General features: G+C 70.9%; 17 protein-coding genes. 8 read left to right on the top strand and 9 right to left on the bottom strand.

Annotation, left to right across the window (positions count from 1 at the left end):
- Nucleotides 1-9: 9 nt before the first annotated feature.
- Complete coding sequence (locus KRR39_RS25630; protein WP_302053499.1) at nucleotides 10-933, bottom strand: GNAT family N-acetyltransferase; 924 nt, start codon at nucleotides 931-933, stop codon at nucleotides 10-12.
- Between KRR39_RS25630 and KRR39_RS12315 the strand changes: the two genes are divergently transcribed.
- Both KRR39_RS12315 and KRR39_RS12310 read left to right on the top strand, forming a co-directional pair.
- Nucleotides 932-2,029, top strand: a complete 1,098-nt coding sequence (locus KRR39_RS12315) for a glycerate kinase family protein (RefSeq protein WP_216937285.1) — start codon at nucleotides 932-934, stop codon at nucleotides 2,027-2,029. The two genes, KRR39_RS25630 and KRR39_RS12315, sit on opposite strands and share 2 nt — an antisense overlap.
- A gap of 92 nt (nucleotides 2,030-2,121) precedes the next feature.
- Complete coding sequence (locus KRR39_RS12310) at nucleotides 2,122-2,490, top strand: HesB/IscA family protein (RefSeq protein WP_216937283.1); 369 nt, start codon at nucleotides 2,122-2,124, stop codon at nucleotides 2,488-2,490.
- Between the two features lie 74 nt (nucleotides 2,491-2,564).
- Here the strand turns inward: KRR39_RS12310 and KRR39_RS12305 are convergent, their stop codons facing one another.
- Nucleotides 2,565-3,071 carry a hypothetical protein gene (locus KRR39_RS12305; RefSeq protein ID WP_216937281.1) on the bottom strand — a complete coding sequence of 169 codons (507 nt, stop codon included), beginning with the start codon at nucleotides 3,069-3,071 and terminating at the stop codon, nucleotides 2,565-2,567.
- Nucleotides 3,072-3,134: 63 nt separating this feature from the next.
- Nucleotides 3,135-3,347: a hypothetical protein gene (locus KRR39_RS12300; protein ID WP_216937279.1), complete on the bottom strand. Its 213-nt coding sequence runs from the start codon at nucleotides 3,345-3,347 to the stop codon at nucleotides 3,135-3,137.
- Nucleotides 3,348-3,447: 100 nt separating this feature from the next.
- On the opposite strand from KRR39_RS12300, the gene KRR39_RS12295 reads away from it, so the two are divergent.
- A complete protein-coding gene (locus KRR39_RS12295) occupies nucleotides 3,448-4,434 on the top strand; it encodes a carbohydrate kinase family protein (protein WP_216937277.1) in 987 nt (328 codons plus the stop codon).
- Here the strand turns inward: KRR39_RS12295 and KRR39_RS12290 are convergent.
- From KRR39_RS12290 to KRR39_RS12280, 3 genes are read right to left on the bottom strand one after another with little or no spacing between them, the layout of a single operon-like run.
- The gene (locus KRR39_RS12290) at nucleotides 4,415-5,524 is read right to left on the bottom strand and encodes a CDP-glycerol glycerophosphotransferase family protein (RefSeq protein WP_216937275.1); all 1,110 of its coding nucleotides are present in this window, start codon (nucleotides 5,522-5,524) and stop codon (nucleotides 4,415-4,417) included. The genes KRR39_RS12295 and KRR39_RS12290 overlap by 20 nt on opposite strands.
- Nucleotides 5,521-5,754 (bottom strand): sulfurtransferase TusA family protein, encoded by a 234-nt coding sequence (locus KRR39_RS12285; protein WP_216937273.1) that lies wholly within the window; start codon nucleotides 5,752-5,754, stop codon nucleotides 5,521-5,523. The genes KRR39_RS12290 and KRR39_RS12285 overlap by 4 nt, the downstream gene beginning before the upstream one ends.
- A gap of 12 nt (nucleotides 5,755-5,766) precedes the next feature.
- The gene (locus KRR39_RS12280; protein WP_254185099.1) at nucleotides 5,767-6,864 is read right to left on the bottom strand and encodes a cysteine desulfurase family protein; all 1,098 of its coding nucleotides are present in this window, start codon (nucleotides 6,862-6,864) and stop codon (nucleotides 5,767-5,769) included.
- Between the two features lie 173 nt (nucleotides 6,865-7,037).
- On the opposite strand from KRR39_RS12280, the gene ctaC reads away from it, so the two are divergent.
- The 5 genes from ctaC to KRR39_RS12255 all read left to right on the top strand — a co-directional run bounded on the left by ctaC (nucleotide 7,038) and on the right by KRR39_RS12255 (nucleotide 12,991).
- Nucleotides 7,038-7,928, top strand: a complete 891-nt coding sequence (ctaC, locus tag KRR39_RS12275) for an aa3-type cytochrome oxidase subunit II (RefSeq protein ID WP_216937269.1) — start codon at nucleotides 7,038-7,040, stop codon at nucleotides 7,926-7,928.
- The gene (gene ctaD / locus KRR39_RS12270) at nucleotides 7,925-9,700 is read left to right on the top strand and encodes an aa3-type cytochrome oxidase subunit I (protein WP_216937268.1); all 1,776 of its coding nucleotides are present in this window, start codon (nucleotides 7,925-7,927) and stop codon (nucleotides 9,698-9,700) included. Before ctaC ends, ctaD begins: the two co-directional genes overlap by 4 nt.
- On the top strand, nucleotides 9,697-10,095 hold the full coding sequence (locus KRR39_RS12265; protein WP_216937266.1) for a cytochrome c oxidase subunit 4: 399 nt from the start codon (nucleotides 9,697-9,699) through the stop codon (nucleotides 10,093-10,095). The genes ctaD and KRR39_RS12265 overlap by 4 nt, the downstream gene beginning before the upstream one ends.
- Nucleotides 10,096-10,266: 171 nt before the next feature.
- Nucleotides 10,267-11,514: a L,D-transpeptidase gene (locus KRR39_RS12260; RefSeq protein ID WP_216937264.1), complete on the top strand. Its 1,248-nt coding sequence runs from the start codon at nucleotides 10,267-10,269 to the stop codon at nucleotides 11,512-11,514.
- A gap of 127 nt (nucleotides 11,515-11,641) precedes the next feature.
- Nucleotides 11,642-12,991: a glycosyltransferase 87 family protein gene (locus KRR39_RS12255; RefSeq protein ID WP_216937263.1), complete on the top strand. Its 1,350-nt coding sequence runs from the start codon at nucleotides 11,642-11,644 to the stop codon at nucleotides 12,989-12,991.
- Here KRR39_RS12255 and qcrB read toward each other — a convergent pair.
- From qcrB to qcrC, 3 genes are read right to left on the bottom strand one after another with little or no spacing between them, the layout of a single operon-like run.
- Entirely contained in the window at nucleotides 12,937-14,715 is a 1,779-nt protein-coding gene (gene qcrB, locus KRR39_RS12250) for a cytochrome bc1 complex cytochrome b subunit (RefSeq protein WP_216937261.1), read from the bottom strand. The genes KRR39_RS12255 and qcrB overlap by 55 nt on opposite strands.
- A 5-nt stretch (nucleotides 14,716-14,720) precedes the next feature.
- The gene (gene qcrA / locus KRR39_RS12245) at nucleotides 14,721-15,809 is read right to left on the bottom strand and encodes a cytochrome bc1 complex Rieske iron-sulfur subunit (RefSeq protein WP_367303664.1); all 1,089 of its coding nucleotides are present in this window, start codon (nucleotides 15,807-15,809) and stop codon (nucleotides 14,721-14,723) included.
- Nucleotides 15,806-16,651, bottom strand: coding sequence for a cytochrome bc1 complex diheme cytochrome c subunit (qcrC, locus tag KRR39_RS12240; protein ID WP_254185098.1), 846 nt, complete (start codon nucleotides 16,649-16,651; stop codon nucleotides 15,806-15,808). Before qcrC ends, qcrA begins: the two co-directional genes overlap by 4 nt.
- Nucleotides 16,652-16,683 lie beyond the last annotated feature (32 nt).

The raw sequence follows: 16,683 nt of genomic DNA, 5'->3' as shown, positions 1-16,683 counted from the left end.
TGGCGGGACTCAGAGGAAGTGCCCGCTGTGCAGGTACGGTGCCGGTGGCTTGAGGCCGCGCAGCGCGAGGTAGCCGCTGGTCCACAGCTGCATCCGGCACGCCAGCCCGACGTCGAGCGCCCACTCGTTGGCCGCGCTCACGTGCGGGACCTCGACCGGCTCGTCGGGGGAGGAGGCCGCCAGCGCCTCCCAGAGCAGGTCGGTGGCGGTGCGCCGGTTCGTCGCGGCCAGCAGGTAGGGCCCGCCCCGGGCCGCGACGTAGGCGTAGCCCGACCCCGTCGGCCGGTCCACCACCACCAGCCGGTAGGCCCGGGTCAGCACCTCGTGGTCCACGCCGTGCGCGGCCCCGCGGACCTGCCGGTCGACCGAGTCCATCAGCGGCACGTCACCGGCCGACCCCTCCCGGACCCGCTCCACGACCGGCAGGTCCGCCCGGGCGACCGGGCCGCGGAGCAGCATCGTGGGGTGCAGCGTGAACCCCGCCAGGCGGTACCTCCGCACCGCCGGCGGGTCCTCGGAGGCGGCGATCATCCCGTGCAGGCACCCGTCGCCGTAGGCCAGCGCCGCGTCCAGCAGCTGCCGGCCGACGCCGCGTCCCTGCAGCCCCGGCCGCACGGCGTACGCCGCGAGCAGCCACGTCGTGTCCCGGCGCATGCTGACCGTCGCCCCGAGCACCCCGGAGTCGTCCTCGGCCACCCAGCAGCCGCGCGGGTCGTGCTGCACCAGGTGCCGCACCCGGGCCCGCCACTCCGCGGCCCGCGCCTCGGAGCGGTGCTCCGGCGCGGGCCAGCCGGCGCGGTGGGTGCGGACGTCGAGGTCGAAGAAGGCCGCGTCGGTGAGCCGCTCGACCTCGGGGACGTCGGTGGGGGTCATCGGGCGCACGAAGTAGTCGGCGGTCATCGCCGACCATCCCATCATGTTGGATGGGGGCATGCGCGTGTTGATCGCACCTGACAAGTTCGCCGGAACCCTGAGCGCCGTCGAGGCGGCCGAGGCCATCGCCGCGGGGTGGCGCCGGCGGGCTCCCCACGACGAGCTCGAGCTCGTTCCGATGGCCGACGGCGGCCCGGGCTTCGTCGACGTCCTGCACGCCTCGCTGGGCGGGGAGCTGCTCGCGGTCAACGTGCTCGGGCCCTACGGCGACACGGTGCCCGGCACGGTGCTGATCCACCAGGGCACCGCCTACGTCGAGAGCGCGCAGGCCTGCGGGCTGCACCTGACGCCGGCCGGGGACCGGCACGCCGAGGACGCCTCGACGTACGGCGTCGGCGAGCTGGTCCGGGCCGCCTGCGAGGAGGGCGCCACCCGGGTGGTCGTGGGGCTCGGCGGCTCGGGCACGAACGACGGGGGAGCGGGCCTGCTGGCCGCGCTCGGCGCCACCTCGGACCCGGCGGAGGCGCTCACCCGCGGCGCGACCGGCCTCGGAGACCTGCAGGACGTCGACCTGGAGGCGGCGCGGGCCATGGTCGAGGGCGTCGAGCTGGTGGCCGCCTCCGACGTGGACAACCCGCTGCTCGGCCTGCGCGGCGCCACCAACGTCTTCGGGCCCCAGAAGGGGGTGGCCGACGACCGGCTGCAGGCTGTCGACGCCCTGCTCGAGCGGCTGGCCGATGCCACCGACAAGAAGACCGCCCTGGGCAAGGGGGCCGGGGCGGCCGGCGGGTTGGGCTTCGGGCTGCTGCTGCTCGGCGCGACCCGGACCTCCGGCCTCGACATCGTCGCGGACGCCGTCGGCCTGCCCGAACGGGCCCGCCGCGCCGACCTGGTGATCACCGGCGAGGGTGCCTTCGACTTCTCCTCCCGCTCGGGCAAGGTGCCCTACGGCGTGGCCACGATCGCCGCGCAGGCGCTCCAGCCGTGCATCGCGCTGGCCGGGCAGGTGCTGGTCGGCTCCCGGGAGATGCGCGCGCTGGGCGTGGAGTCGGCGTACTCCATGGTCGACCTGGTCGGCGAGGAGGCCAGCTTCGCCGACCCGGCGGGCAGCCTGGCCGCGCTGGCCGAGCGCACCGCCAAGAGCTGGTCGCGCTGAGCGCCGGTGCGGGGAATACCCGGGCGTGTGGCACCATTGAACAAGCAGATCAACGAGTCGTTCGAACTGTCGAAGAGTTCAGGAGCACACCGATGACCGAGCAGGTCGACACCACCACCGAGACCCAGGTCCGCGCCGACGGCATCAACGTCAGCGACGAGGCCGCGAGCAAGGTCAAGAGCCTCCTGGAGCAGGAGGGTCGTGACGACCTCGCGCTCCGCATCGCCGTGCAGCCCGGCGGCTGCTCCGGCCTCCGCTACCAGCTGTTCTTCGACGAGCGCACGCTCGACGGTGACCAGGTCACCGACTTCGACGGCGTGTCCGTCGTCGTGGACCGGATGAGCATGCCCTACCTCAACGGGGCCGTCATCGACTTCGTGGACACGATCGAGAAGCAGGGCTTCACGATCGACAACCCGAACGCCGGCGGTTCCTGCGCCTGTGGAGACAGCTTCCACTGATCTCTCACGGGCCAGCGCGCTCCCAAGGGTCGAAGACCCCCCGTTGCCTCACGGCACCGGGGGTCTTCGGCTGTCTAGGGCTGGGAGGCGAGCGGGGCCACCAGCGCGTCGCCGTGGGCGGCGTCCTGCAGCAGCCGTCCGCCGAGCGGCCGGCTGAGCCGGACGTCCACCGAGCTGGTCGGCAGCCGGTCCGCGCAGCCCGCCCCGACCGATCCCGGTCCCGGCCAGGACCGGACCAGCCGGATCCGCACCGAGCCGGCCCGCTCCTGGACCACCGGGTCGTCGATCCCGACCGAGCAGCCCCGGCGCGGGTCCACGGTGTAGAAGACGTGCAGCACGGTGCCGTCCGCGCGGTAGCCGACCAGGTCGACCTGGTGCCGGCCGGTGCGGTCCTCCTCGGCGCCGTCCGGCGGCAGGCTCGGCGTGATCGCGTCGTACGGCGGGAGGTCCGCGTCCGGGGCCGGTCCGGGGCCGGCGCCCCGCGGGCCGACCGAGCCGAGCACGCCGGGGGCCACGACGACCGCGAGCACCGCCGCGGACGCGCCGAGCGGCGCGAGCCAGCGACCGGGGCGGGAGGTCATGGCCACAGCCTGCCCCGTGCGGCCCGGTCCATGTCGCTCACTGCCGGTCTGTACCGGCGCCGGTCAGTCCAGGTGGAGGTGCAGCGCCGCCGCGAGCCGGGACGCCGCCTCGGAGACGTCGAGGGTCGGCTTGGGCAGGTCGTGCGGGTAGTCCTCGTAGCGGATGCTGGGCGCCGGCCGGACGGCTGCGCGGAGCACCGCCCCCGCGGCCCGGGCGTCGGAGGTCATCCGCGCGGTCGTGGAGGCCTCGTCGTAGGGCAGCCGCTCGTAGGTCATGGCCCCACGCTAGGAGCTACCACGGGGTATCCCTACGAGTACCGCCCGGTAGTGTCCGGCTGTCGCCGATTTAACTCCAGACCCCTTTGAGGACGCTCCCGTGTCGTTGCTCGTGACCGGCTCCATCGCCACCGACCACCTGATGTCGTTCCCCGGCAAGTTCGCCGACTCGCTCGTCGTCGACCAGCTCGACAAGATCGCCCTGTCGTTCCTCGTCGACGACCTCGAGGTGCGCCGCGGGGGCTGCGCCGCGAACATCGCGTTCGGCCTGGGCAACCTGGGCCTGCGCCCGGTCCTGGTCGGCGCCGTCGGCGAGGACTTCGTGGACTACCGCTCCTGGCTGGTGCGGCACAACGTCGACTGCGACTCCGTGCACGTCTCGCAGTCCCGGCACACCGCCCGGTTCGTGTGCACCAACGACTCGACGATGGCGCAGATCGCGTCGTTCTACGCCGGCGCGATGAGCGAGGCCCGCGACATCGAGCTCACCCCGATCGTGGACCGGGTCGGCGGGGCGACGTACGTGCTGATCGGCCCCAACGACCCCGAGGGGATGCTGCGGCACACCGACGAGTGCCGCAAGCGGGGCTACCCGTTCATCGCCGACCCGAGCCAGCAGCTCGCGTTCGGCGACGGCGAGATGATCAAGGAGCTCATCGACGGCGCCGCGATCCTGTTCAGCAACGAGTACGAGTCGGCGCTGATCCAGAAGAAGACCGGCTGGACCCCCGAGGAGGTCCTCTCGCGCGTCGGCACCCAGGTGGTCACCCTCGGCGCCGCTGGCGTCCGGGTCGAGCGCCAGGGCGAGGAGCCGATCCTGGTCGCCGCGGTGCCGGAGATCGAGAAGGTCGAGCCCACCGGCGTCGGCGACGCGTTCCGTGCCGGCTTCCTGGCCGCCCTGGAGTGGGACCTCTCGCTCGAGCGGGCCGCCCAGCTCGGCTGCCTGCTGGCCGTCTACGTGGTCGAGAAGGTCGGCACCCAGGAGTACACCCTGCACCAGCAGCAGTTCGTGCAGCGGTTCGCGGACGCCTACGGCGACGAGGCCGCCGCCGAGATCGCCGCGCACGTCAGGACCCCGCGCCCCTGACCGCCGCGTCCTCGAGCGGCCCGGCCAGGCCGAGCCGTTCCAGGACCCGGTCGGTGGCGTGCCCGTCCTCCAGGCCGCCGTACGTCGCGCGGAAGGTCGCGTAGCGCCCGGCGAACGCGGCGGGGTCCAGGTGCGTGAGCGCCTCGACCAGCTCGTCCTCGGTGCGGGCCACCGGGCCGGGGGCCTGGGGGAGCAGGTCGAAGTAGAACCCGCGGATCTCGTCGCGGAACCGGTCGAGGTCGTAGGCGTAGTAGACGATCGGCCGGCCGGTGAGGGCGAAGTCGAACATCACCGAGGAGTAGTCGGTGACCAGCACGTCGGCCGCGAGGTAGAGCTCGCTGACGTCCCGGTAGAACGACACGTCGACCACACCCGGCGCCTCCTCGGCGCGGGAGCGGTCGGTCATCAGGTTGTGCAGCCGCGCCAGCACCCGGTGCCGGCCGCCGGCCTCGTCGAGCCTCCGGGCCAGCGCCCCCAGCTGGAGGTGCATCGGCACCACGGGCACGCTCTCGTCGAACTTCTCGTCGTCGCGCCAGGTCGGGGCGTACAGCACCGCGGTCTCGTCGTCGTCGAGGCCCAGCCCGCGGCGCACCGCGTCCCGGGTGACGGCGGCCTCCGGGGCGAGCAGCAGGTCGTTGCGGGGGTAACCGGTCTCCCAGACCGGGCCGTCGAAGCCGAACGCCTTGCGCAGCCGCGGGGTGCTCGCCGGGTTCGGCGAGAGCAGCACGTCCCAGCGGGCGACGTCCAGGTCCAGGTAGTCCAGCCGCCCCGGGGGCACCAGCAGCACGTCGTAGTGGATCCGCTTGAGCGGCGTGCCGTGCCAGGTCTGCAGGTACGTCGTCCCGGGTGACTTGGTCCAGTCGACCTCGGTGTGCGTGCCGGCGACGACCAGGTCGGCGTCCTCCAGGGCGTGCCGCGCCCCGGGTCCGTCGATCCGCACGGTCCGCACGCCCGCGGGGAACGCGGCGGCGTGCGCGGGGTCCATCAGCCAGGTGTGCTCGAACCCGGGCCGGTCGCGGAGCCGCTCGAAGATCGCCCGGGGGTTGTCGGAGAACCGTCCGTTGAAGGAGTTGTAGACGACGTGGGTCACCGCAGCCGCCGGACCACGAAGCGGGGGACCCCGTCCTCGGCGAGGTCCTCGCCGAGGTACTCCTGGCCGCGCATCCGGCACCAGGCCGCGACGTCCGGGCGGGCGGCCGGGTCCTCGGCCACCACCGCCATCGTCGCGCCGACGGCGATGTCACCCAGGTTGTTGGCCAGCCGGATGATCGGCAGCGGGCACAGCATGCCCCGGCAGTCGAGCTCCACGTCGGCGTCCATGGGCGGATCCTCTCAGGGCCGCAGCTGCGCGAGGACATCAGGCAGGGTGGCCACCAGCCGGTCGACGTCCGCCTCGGTCGTGTCGCGGGTCAGCGAGACCCGCACGTTGCCGTGGGTGAGTGCGCCCATGGCGGCCAGCACGTGCGACGGCTCGAGGCTGCTCGCGGTGCACGCCGACCCCGACGCGACCGCGAACCCGCGCCGGTCCAGCTCGGTGACCAGGGACTCCCCGTCGACGTACAGGCAGGAGAAGGTCAGCACGTGCGGCAGCCGGGCCGCCGGGTCGCCGACGACGTCCACGTCCTGCACCGCGTGCAGGGCGGCCCGGAGCCGGTCGACGAGCGCGTGCTGGCGGGCGGCCACCACGGTGCGCTCGGCGACGACGGCCTGCAGCGCGGCGGCCGCGGCCAGCGCGGCCGGGACGTTCTCGAAGCCGGCCACCCGGGCGTCGGTGCGGTCGTCGGTGGGGAACGGCGCCCGCCACCTCGCGCCCTTGCGCACCAGCAGCACGCCGACGCCCGCCGGGCCGCCCCACTTGTGGGCCGACGCGGCGGCCGCGGCCCACCCGTCGGGCAGGTCGACCCGCCCGGCGGCCGCGCAGGCGTCGGCGAACACCGGCACGTCGTGCCGTGCGGCCGTCCGGGCGACCTCCGGCCAGGGCTGCAGCGTGCCGACCTCCGGGTTCGCCACCTGTACGGCGGCCACGCCGGCCCCCTGCGCGAGGGCGTCGTCCAGGGCGTCGAGCCGCACGTGCCCCTGCGCGTCCACGGGCACCCCGTCCGCCGTACCGGAGAAGTGCCGGGCCCACCACGCGCCCGCCGACAGCACGGCGGAGTGCTCCACAGCGGTGTGCACCAGACGGGGGGAGACCCGCCGGCGGCCCAGCAGCAGGCCCAGCACGCCGAGGTGCACGGCCGCCGTGCCCGAGGAGGTGAAGCTGACCTCGTCCGGCCGGGAACCCAGCAGGGCGGCCACGACCTCGCGGGCGTTGTCGAGCAGCAGCCGGGCCTCGCGGCCGGCGCCGTGCAGCCGCAGCGGGTCCGCCCAGCCCCGGTCCAGGGCGCTCAGCAGGGTCTCCCGGGCAGCCGGGTGCAGCGCCTCGGTGGACACCGTGTCGAGATACGTGGAGGTCGCGGGCCCCCCCTGCCGCGGGGCCGGGCGAGCCGGGGGAGCCCGTCGCATTTGTCACACCGTGAAACTACCGCCCCACCTACCCGCAGAACGCTGTCGCGTCAGTAGTAACGTTCCCCCTGACCCGCTTCTTGGACAGAGAGGCTCTGATCTTGAGTCTGCAACTCCCCCCGCGCGTGCGCAGCGCCGGCCTGATCGCTCTGGGCTCGGCGGGCATGCTGCTGCTCGGGTCGTGCTCCGCCGCGGAGACGGACTCGATCAAGCGGCTCGCACAGCCCGAGGGCGTCACCGACCGCACCGCCGGGATCCACGGACTCTGGATGGGCTCCTGGCTCGCCGCGATGATCGTCGGCGTCCTGGTGTGGGGGCTGATCGGCTACGCGTGCGTGAAGTTCCGCCGCCGCCGTGACGACGAGATCCCGATCCAGACCCGCTACAACCTGCCGATCGAGATCCTCTACACGGTCGCGCCGGTCGTGATGGTCCTGGTCTTCTTCTTCTTCACCGTGACCGTCCAGAACGACGTGCTGGCCGACGCGAGCGAGACCGGCAACGCCGACCACACCGTCACGGTCGTGGGCCAGCAGTGGTCCTGGACGTTCAACTACGACAAGGACGCCGCCCTCGACGGGTCCACGACGGTCTACGAGGGCGGCACCACCGCCGACCGGCCGACGCTGTACCTGCCGGTGAACAAGCGCGTGGAGATCCAGCTGCGCTCGCCGGACGTCATCCACTCGTTCTGGGTCCCGGCGTTCCTGTTCAAGATGGACGTGATCCCCGGTCGGCAGAACCACTTCAGCTTCACGCCGACGCGGGAGGGCACGTTCGTGGGCCGCTGCGCCGAGCTGTGCGGCGTCTACCACTCCCGGATGCTCTTCGACGTCAAGGTCGTGAGCGAGGACGCGTACGCCGCCCACCTCGCGGACCTCAAGAAGCAGGGCAACATCGGTCCGGCGCTGGGTGGCTCCGAGGTCGGCCAGCAGAGCGGCCTCCAGAACGAAGTCCAGGACAACGACCAGTCGACAGGAGCGGGCCAGTGACCGCGACAGCCGAGGGTGCTCAGTTCCAGAGCACCAGCGCCACGAAGCAGAACACGCTGGGTCAGCAGATCGTCAAGGTCATCACCACCACCGACCACAAGGTGATCGGAAAGCTCTACCTCGGTACGTCGTTCGCCTGGTTCCTCATCGCCGGCCTGATGGCGATGCTGATCCGCTCCGAGCTCGCGTTCCCCGGCCAGCAGGTCGTCAACGACGAGCTCTACAACCAGCTGTTCACGATGCACGGCACGATCATGCTGCTGCTGTTCGCGACGCCGCTGTTCTTCGGCTTCGCCAACGTGATCATGCCGCTGCAGATCGGCTCGCCCGACGTCGCGTTCCCGCGGCTGAACATGTTCAGCTACTGGCTGTTCCTGTTCGGCGGGATCATCGCCGGGTCCGGCTTCCTGACCCCGCAGGGCGCCGCCGACTTCGGCTGGACGGGCTACACCCCGCTGTCCGACGCGGTGCGCAGCCCCGGCGTCGGGGGTGACCTCTGGATCATGGGCCTGTGGATGGCCGGTCTGGGCACGATCCTCGGAGCGGTCAACTTCATCACCACGATCATCTGCATGCGCGCGCCCGGCATGACGATGTTCCGGATGCCGATCTTCGTGTGGAACACGCTGGTCACCAGCCTGCTCGTGCTGATCGCGTTCCCGATCCTGGCCGGCGCGCTGCTGTCCCTGGAGGCCGATCGTCAGTTCGGGGCGCACATCTTCGACGCCGCGAACGGCGGACCGATCCTGTGGCAGCACCTGTTCTGGTTCTTCGGGCACCCCGAGGTGTACATCATCGCGCTGCCGTTCTTCGGGATCATCACCGAGATCCTGCCGGTGTTCAGCCGCAAGCCGGTGTTCGGCTACGTCGGGCTGGTCGCCGCCACCGTCAGCATCGCCGTGCTGTCCGTCGCCGTGTGGGCGCACCACATGTTCGTGACCGGCGCGGTCGACCTGCCGTTCTTCTCCGGCATGACGTTCCTGATCGCCGTACCGACGGGCGTGAAGTTCTTCAACTGGATCGGCACGATGTGGGGGGGATCTCTGTCCTTCGACACCCCGATGCTGTGGTCGGTCGGGTTCCTCGTGACGTTCCTGTTCGGCGGCCTGACCGGCATCATCCTGGCCAGCCCGCCCCTGGACTTCCACGTCTCGGACTCCTACTTCGTGGTCGCGCACTTCCACTACGTCGTCTTCGGCACCGTGGTGTTCGCGATGTTCGCCGGCTTCTACTTCTGGTGGCCGAAGATGACCGGCAAGATGCTCGACGAGCGTCTCGGCAAGGTGCACTTCTGGCTGCTGTTCGTGGGCTTCCACACCACGTTCCTGGTCCAGCACTGGCTGGGAGTGGAGGGCATGCCGCGCCGGTACGCCGACTACCTCGCCTCCGACGGCTTCACGACGCTCAACCAGATCTCCACGATCGGGTCGTTCCTGCTCGGCGCCTCGACGCTGCCGTTCCTGCTGAACGTCTACAAGTCCTCGAAGACCGAGCCGGTCGGCATCGACGACCCGTGGGGCTGGGGCCGCTCGCTGGAGTGGGCCACCTCGAGCCCGCCGCCGCGGCACAACTTCACCTCGATCCCGCGGATCCGCTCCGAGTCGCCGGCCTTCGACCTGCACCACCCCGAGGTCGCGGCGATGGAGATGGCCGAGAACGACGCGCTCGGTGACGAGCAGGACCTGATCGACGCGCCGTCCGTGGGCGGCCGCCAGGCGCACATCGAGGAACAGCTGGGACACCCCATCGACACGGAGGGCACCGACCGATGAAGGCCGAGACCTGGATCTTCGGGATCTGCACCGTGTTCTTCGTGCTGGTCGCGCCGGCCTACTGGTTCATCACCGGTGACCCGACGGGCACCTCGGCGCTGACCATGACGTTCCTGCTCACGCTGCTGGTGACGGTGTACCTCGGCGTGCACGCCTCCAAGATGGAGCCGCGGCCCGAGGACCGTCAGGACGCCGAGATCGCCGACGGCGCCGGCGAGCTGGGGTTCTTCCCGCCGTACAGCTGGTGGCCGTTGTGGGCCGGCGCGACGCTCGCCCTGTGCGTGTTCGCCGTCGCCATGGGCGCCTGGTGGCTGTTCATCATGGGCATCGGCCTCGGGTCCCTGGCCCTGTGCGGCTGGATCTACGAGTACTACGTCGGCGAGCACGCGCACTGACCCGAGGACGCCCGCCGGGTCACCGGCGGGCGTTCCGGTTTGCCCGGTTGAGGGCGGTTCACGGTGCAGGACGTGACCACAACGTGACGGTGGCCACCGGGTGCGGAGTCGGTCCTGGTGGGGGTCGGTTGTTACCCTGAGGGGGGAACATCCGCATCTCGAGGGGAACCCATGTCCGATCGTCTCGGTGGCGTCCTGCGCTCCCGGTCACGCCGTCAGGCTGCCGCGCTGGCCGGTCTGCTCGCCGTGTCCGTGCTCGCCGCGGGCTGCACGGCCACCTCCGCCGACCAGGCATCGCCGTCCGCCGACGGCCCCTCGGGAGAACCTTCCGCTGCGGCCCCGTCGTCGACGGCGCCGGCCGAGTCCGCCGCGACCGTGACCAGCAACGTCGGCAAGGTCGGCGTCAAGGTGGACAAGGTCGTCACGCTCACCGCCCGGGACGGCACGTTCGACCAGGTGGCCGTCAGGGCCGGCGGCAAGCAGCTCGCCGGCGAGCTCTCGGGCGACAAGACCACCTGGACCTCGACCCAGCGCCTCGAGCCGGGCACCCGCTACCGCGTGGCCGCGACCGCGGTGGACGCCGACGGCCTGAAGGCCACGGACGACTCCTCGTTCCGCACCGAGGCGCTGTCGCTCGCCCAGCAGACCTACCCGAGCTTCGTGCCGCTCGCCGGCGAGACCGTGGGCGTGGGCATGCCGGTGATCGTGCACTTCGACGTGCCGGTGAGCGACAAGTCGGCGATCGAGAAGCACCTCAGCGTGACCAACACCTCGAACCAGAAGGGTGCCTGGCACTGGATCAGCGACTCCGAGGTGCACTGGCGCCCGGCGACGTACTGGAAGCCCGGCACGGACGTGACCGTCACCGCCGACGTGAACAGCATCCCGGCCGGCAACGGCATCTACGGCCAGCTCAGCCGCACCTCGACCTTCCACGTCGGTGACGCGGTGATCAGCAAGGTCAACGCGCAGACCCACGAGATGAAGACCTTCGTCAACGGCAAGCTCGCCAGGACCATCCCGATCACCACCGGCAAGCCCGGGTTCACCACCCGCTCCGGCGTCAAGGTGATCATCGAGAAGTTCCGGCACAAGCGGATGAACTCCGAGACCGTCGGGATCAACCGCAACAGCCCGGACGCCTACGACATCGACGACGTCGAGTACGCCATGCGGGTCACCTACAGCGGCGAGTTCCTGCACGCCGCCCCGTGGTCCGTGGCCTCGCAGGGCAACTCCAACGTGAGCCACGGCTGCACCGGCATGAGCACCGCGAACGCGAAGTGGATCTACGACATCAGCAAGCGCGGGGACGTCGTGGAGTACACCGGCACCGACCGGCCGATGACGCTCGACAACGGCTACGGAGACTGGAACGACTCGTTCTCCGCCTGGAAGCAGGGCTCGGCCCTGAGCTGACCCGGGCCGGTCCAGGCCCGTCCCGATGCCCGGTTCCGCTGACAGTCAGCGGCGGACGCCGGATCATGGGGGAGTGCAGGTGTCGGGTGCTGACGTGAGTGCGGCGCCATGGACGTCGAGTGCCAGGTTGGCGCTGGTCTGGATGCTGACCCGCGTCGCCGCGCTGGCCCTGATCTTCGGCCCCGAGCGGGACGTCCTCGGCGACGTGGGCTACTTCTCGGCAAGCCTGCGCCACCTGGGCGAGGTCGGACTGGTGCGGACGATGCCGGAGTACCCGCTCCCGGCCGTCGCCGTGGTTGCCCTGCCCTGGCGTCTCTCGCTGGTGTTGCACGCGCCTTGGTCCTACGGATTCCTCTTCGTCGTCGTGCTGCTCGCGGTCGACGCGGCCTTCACGGCGCTGCTGCAACGCCAGGCGCTGCCACAGCGGCGTACCGCCGTCGCTGCCTGGCTCGTGGCGCTCCCGGCCCTGGGCGGTCTGAGCTACGTGCGGTTCGACCTGATCCCCGGTGTGCTCGTCGGAATGGTCGTGCTGGTCGCGGCCGGTCGGTCGCGGTTGGCCGCACTCCTGCTCGCGCTGGCGGCCTGTATCAAGCTGTGGCCGGTCCTACTCGTCCCACCCCTGCTGGCACGGTCCAGTCGACGCACGGGGTCCCTGCTGGTGCTTGTCGGCGCAGGAGCCGCGACAGTTCTCGTGACCCTGGTGGCGGCCGGCGCCTCCCGCGTGTGGTCGCCTCTGGCGTACCAGGCGGACCGGGGGTTGCAGGTCGAGTCAGTCGCCGCGACCCCGGTGATGTTGGCCCGACACCTCGACCCGGCGTCGTACCAGGTGCGTTTCTCCCCCTCCAAGTCCTACGAGATCACCGGTCCGGGTGTCCCGGCGCTGCTCGGACTCTCCACGATCCTGACCGTGGGGTTGCTGGTCTTCCTCGCGGTGCTGTGGACCCGGCTGGCCAGGACCGGACGCGCGGGCTCCATCGACGCGCTGGTCTGGGCGAGCCTGGCCGCAACAGCTGGCTTTCTCTGCACGAGCAAGGTGCTGAGCCCCCAGTACCTGCTGTGGCTGCTGCCCACCGCGATCGCCGGTCTCGCCGTCGTCGGACCCACCCGACGTGCTCTGGCCCGCTGGACAGGAGCCCTGATCATGGTCGCCCTGCTGTCACACGGGTTGTACCCGTGGCTCTACGCGGCGCTGGTGCACGTGGGTCGTGAGGGGGGGAGCCGCAGCACTCGTGGTGCTGGTGGCTCGAAACCTCCTCCTGGTTGCGTTGCTCTGGTACGCCTGCCGTACGGCGCTTCGCGTCTCGGGACGCCCCTGACCGCGCCGGCGCCCTCTGGCGTCGGCAGGGGCAACCACCCGGACGCGACGAGGCCCCGCCCACCCGGAGGGGGACGGGGCCTCGTCGAGGACCGGAGAGGATCCGCTCAGTGCTTGCGGAGCTCCTCGCCCTCGATGCCGTGCCGGCCGTCGAACTGGTGACCGTCGGCGGGCTGGCCGTCGAGCTCGTAGTCACCCTCGTAGTCGCCGCCGGTGAGGTGCTGGTGCCCGTCCTCGTGGACGGCCAGCTCGTGCTCGGCGTGGTGCCGGGCCTCCTCGAGCTCCTCGCGGGTCGGCTTCTGGATGTTGCTGCCCACCCAGAACCTCGACAGCCGCGAGCGCAGCCGCATGGCCCGGACCTTGCGGTTGGCGACACCGTTCTCGTCGGCCTCGCTCGGCATCGGCACCACGACGTCGCGGTCCCGGGCGGTGAGCGTGTAGGCCTCGTCGCTGGAGATCGGCAGGTGCTTCTCGGCGTACGCACCCTCGGGGGAGCGCATCAGCACGCCGGTCTCGTAGCCGTGCAGCAACCGGTTCTGGTCGGCGCGCTGGAGGGAGATGCACCAGCGGCGGGTGATCCAGAACGCCAGCACCGGTCCCACGAACACGGCCACCCGGTTGAAGTAGGTGATCGCGTTGAGGTTCAGGTGGAACTTGATCGCCAGGATGTCGTTGCCGCCGGCGCCCCAGAGGATGCCGTAGAACGTCATGAGGGCGACCATGGTCGCGGTCCGGTTCGGAGCGTTGCGCGGGCGCTGGAGCAGGTGGTGCTCGCGCTTGTCCCCGGTGATCCAGGACTCCAGGAACGGCAGCATCAGCAGGATCGTGAACATCACGCCGGGGAGCACGATGATCGGCAGGAAGACGTTCCAGCTCAGCGTGAAGCCCCACAGGTGCGTCTCGATGCCCGGGAAGATCCGCAGCGCGCCGTCCGGCCAGCCCATGTACCAGTCGGGCTGGGAGCCCGCGGTGACCTGGGAGGGGTCGTAGGGACCGAAGCGCCACACCGGGTTCAGCGTCGCCAGACCACCCAGCAGCGCCGTCACGCCGAAGACGATGAAGAAGAAGCCACCGGCCTTGGCGGTGTAGACGGGGAGCAGCGGGTAGCCGACCACGTTGTCGTTGGTGCGACCGGGCCCGGGCCACTGGGTGTGCTTGTGGAACACCAGCAGCAGCATGTGCGCGCCGATCAGCGCCAGCAGCACCCCGGGGATCAGCAGCACGTGCACGGTGTACAGCCGCGAGATGATCGCGTCACCCGGGAACTCGCCGTCGAACAGGAAGAACGAGACGTAGGTGCCGACCACCGGGATCGACTTCACGAAGCCGTCTGCGGCCCGGATGCCGGTGCCCGAGAGCAGGTCGTCGGGCAGCGAGTAGCCGGTGAAGCCCTCGAGCGTGCCGAGCATCAGCAGCAGGCAGCCGATCACCCAGTTGAGCTCACGGGGCTTGCGGAAGGCGCCGGTGAAGAACACCCGCATGAGGTGCACGAGCATCGAGGCGACGAAGAGCATCGCGGCCCAGTGGTGCATCTGCCGCATGAGCAGGCCGCCACGGACGTCGAAGGAGATGTCGATCGTGGAGGCGTAGGCCTCCGACATCGACACGCCCCGGAGCTGGTCGTAGGAGCCGTTGTAGACGACCTCGCCCATGCTCGGCTTGAACCAGAGCGTGAGGAAGGTGCCGGTCAGCAGCAGCACGACGAAGCTCCACAGAGCGATCTCGCCGAGCATGAAGGACCAGTGGTCGGGGAAGACCTTCCGGACCTGCTTCTTCGCGAGGCCGGCCAGGCCGACCCGCTCGTCCATCCAGGTGGCGACGCCCGCCACCTTGCTCGGCTTCGAGGGCGTGGCCGCCGTCTTGCCGTTGGTGGTCGCTGTGCTCATCCTTGTCACCCACGTTCCCAGTAGCTGGGGCCGACCGGCTCGTCGAAGTCGTGCTGCGCGACGAGGTAGCCCTCAGAGTCCACCTTCAGCGGAAGCTGAGGCAGGGGCCGGGCAGCCGGGCCGAAGATCACCTTTGCGTTGTCAGCCAGGTCGAAGGTCGACTGGTGACAGGGACAGAGCAGGTGATGTGTCTGCTGCTCCCACAGCGAGATCGGGCACCCGACGTGGGTGCAGATCTTGGAGTAGCACAGGATCCCCTCGACGCCCCAGTTCTCACGGCCGGGGGCCGGAGTGATGTCGCTGGGCTTCATGCGCACGAGGATGACCGCCGCCTTGGCCTTGGCCTGCTGGAGGGTGACGCCCTCGAACTTGGGCTCGCCGTCGACCTCCTCGTAGAAGACCGCCGGCTCGCCGTTGATCAGCTGGCCGATCTCGACCTCCTCGGGCTTGATCGGGGTGCCGGCGACGTCGTTGACCACCCGCATGCCCTTGGCCCACACCGTGTGCGCGAGCTTGTCGCCCGGAGCCGGACCCAGGTCGCGCAGCAGCACGATGGTCGGCAGGCCGAGCATGCCGAGCGCGCCGAGCATGGAGTTGCGGATCAGCGGACGCCGGGCGATGCCGGAGTCGTCGATGCCCTGGTTGAGGGCAGTGATCGCGTCGGCGCGGTCCTCGTCGCTGGACGCGGCGGGGTGCCGCATCTCGACGATCTCGACGTCGCTCATCAGCTTGCGGGCCCACTGGATGGCCGCGATGCCGATCAGCAGCAGCGACATGCCGAGGCAGACGCCGAGCGCGACGTTCGAGGCGCCGTACCCGGCGATGATCGTCGGGTCCTCGCCGATGTGGAAGACGAAGTAGGAGACGACGAACAGCACCGCGAACAGCGCGGACAGCCCGAACAGCGTCGCGATCTGGCGCTCGGCGCGCTTCTCGGCCTTCTCGTCGACGTCGGTGGGGCGCGGCTGGTGCTCGTGCAGGCCCGGGTCGGCGATCGGGTCGGCGTGCTCCTCGCGGACGGCCGGGGTGGAGGACGCCGTGGTGCTCACGGCGTGCTCGTTGCCCGGGATGCCCTCGTGGTCGTGGCTGCTCACGCCTTGACTCCCTTCTTCGACCGCACGGAGTGCGACGCGATCCAGACGGCGAACCCGACGAGGGCGCCGATCCCGACGAGCCAGGCGGTGAGGCCCTCGCTCACGGGGCCGAGGGCGCCGAGCGAGGCGCCGCCGTACTTCGGGTCGTTCTCGATGCTGTTCAGGTAGGCGATGATCTGCCGCTTCTCGTCGGGGGTGACGACGCCGTTGGAGAACACCGGCATCTGCTGCGGGCCGGTCAGCATCGCCTCGTAGATGTGCTTGTCGCTGACGCCCTTGAGGCTCGGCGCGAACTTGCCGCCCGGCAGGGCGCCGCCGGAGGCAGCGAAGTTGTGGCAGGCGGTGCAGTTGGTCTTGAAGAACTGTCCGCCGCGCACGACGTCGGCGTTGCTCGCACCGGTCGGGTCGTAGGCCGACTTGTCCGGGATGGCCGGGCCGGGGCCCAGCGAGGCGACGTACGCCGCCAGGGCGGTGATCTCCTCGGGGGTGTAGACGACCTTCTTGCGCTGCGCCTGGACGCCGGGACGCGCCATCGGCATCCGGCCGGTGCCGACCTGGAAGTCGACGGCGGCGGCGCCCACACCGGCCAGCGGCGGGCCGTACTGCGTGCCGCGCTTGGTGACGATGCCCTCGCCGTTCTTGCCGTGGCAGGAGGCGCAGCCCACGAGGAACAGCGCCTTGCCCTGCGACACGGTCGACTGGTCGGCCTCGCTGGTCTGGGCGGAGGCGGGGGAGAGGACGGCGTAGAGACCGCCGGTGATCAGCAGGCCCATCACCAGCACGACGAGCCCGGCGAAGGGGCTGCGGCGCTTGCTGGAGAGGCGGGCGGAGAGGAATCGCACTGGGTGTCCTTTGTTCTGTCCCTGGTCGTTGC

The organism is Nocardioides panacis (genome assembly GCF_019039255.1).
GTDB lineage: Bacteria > Actinomycetota > Actinomycetes > Propionibacteriales > Nocardioidaceae > Nocardioides_B > Nocardioides_B panacis.
Note: the sequence above shows the minus strand (reverse complement) of the source record. Positions and strands in the feature narration are given on the sequence as shown.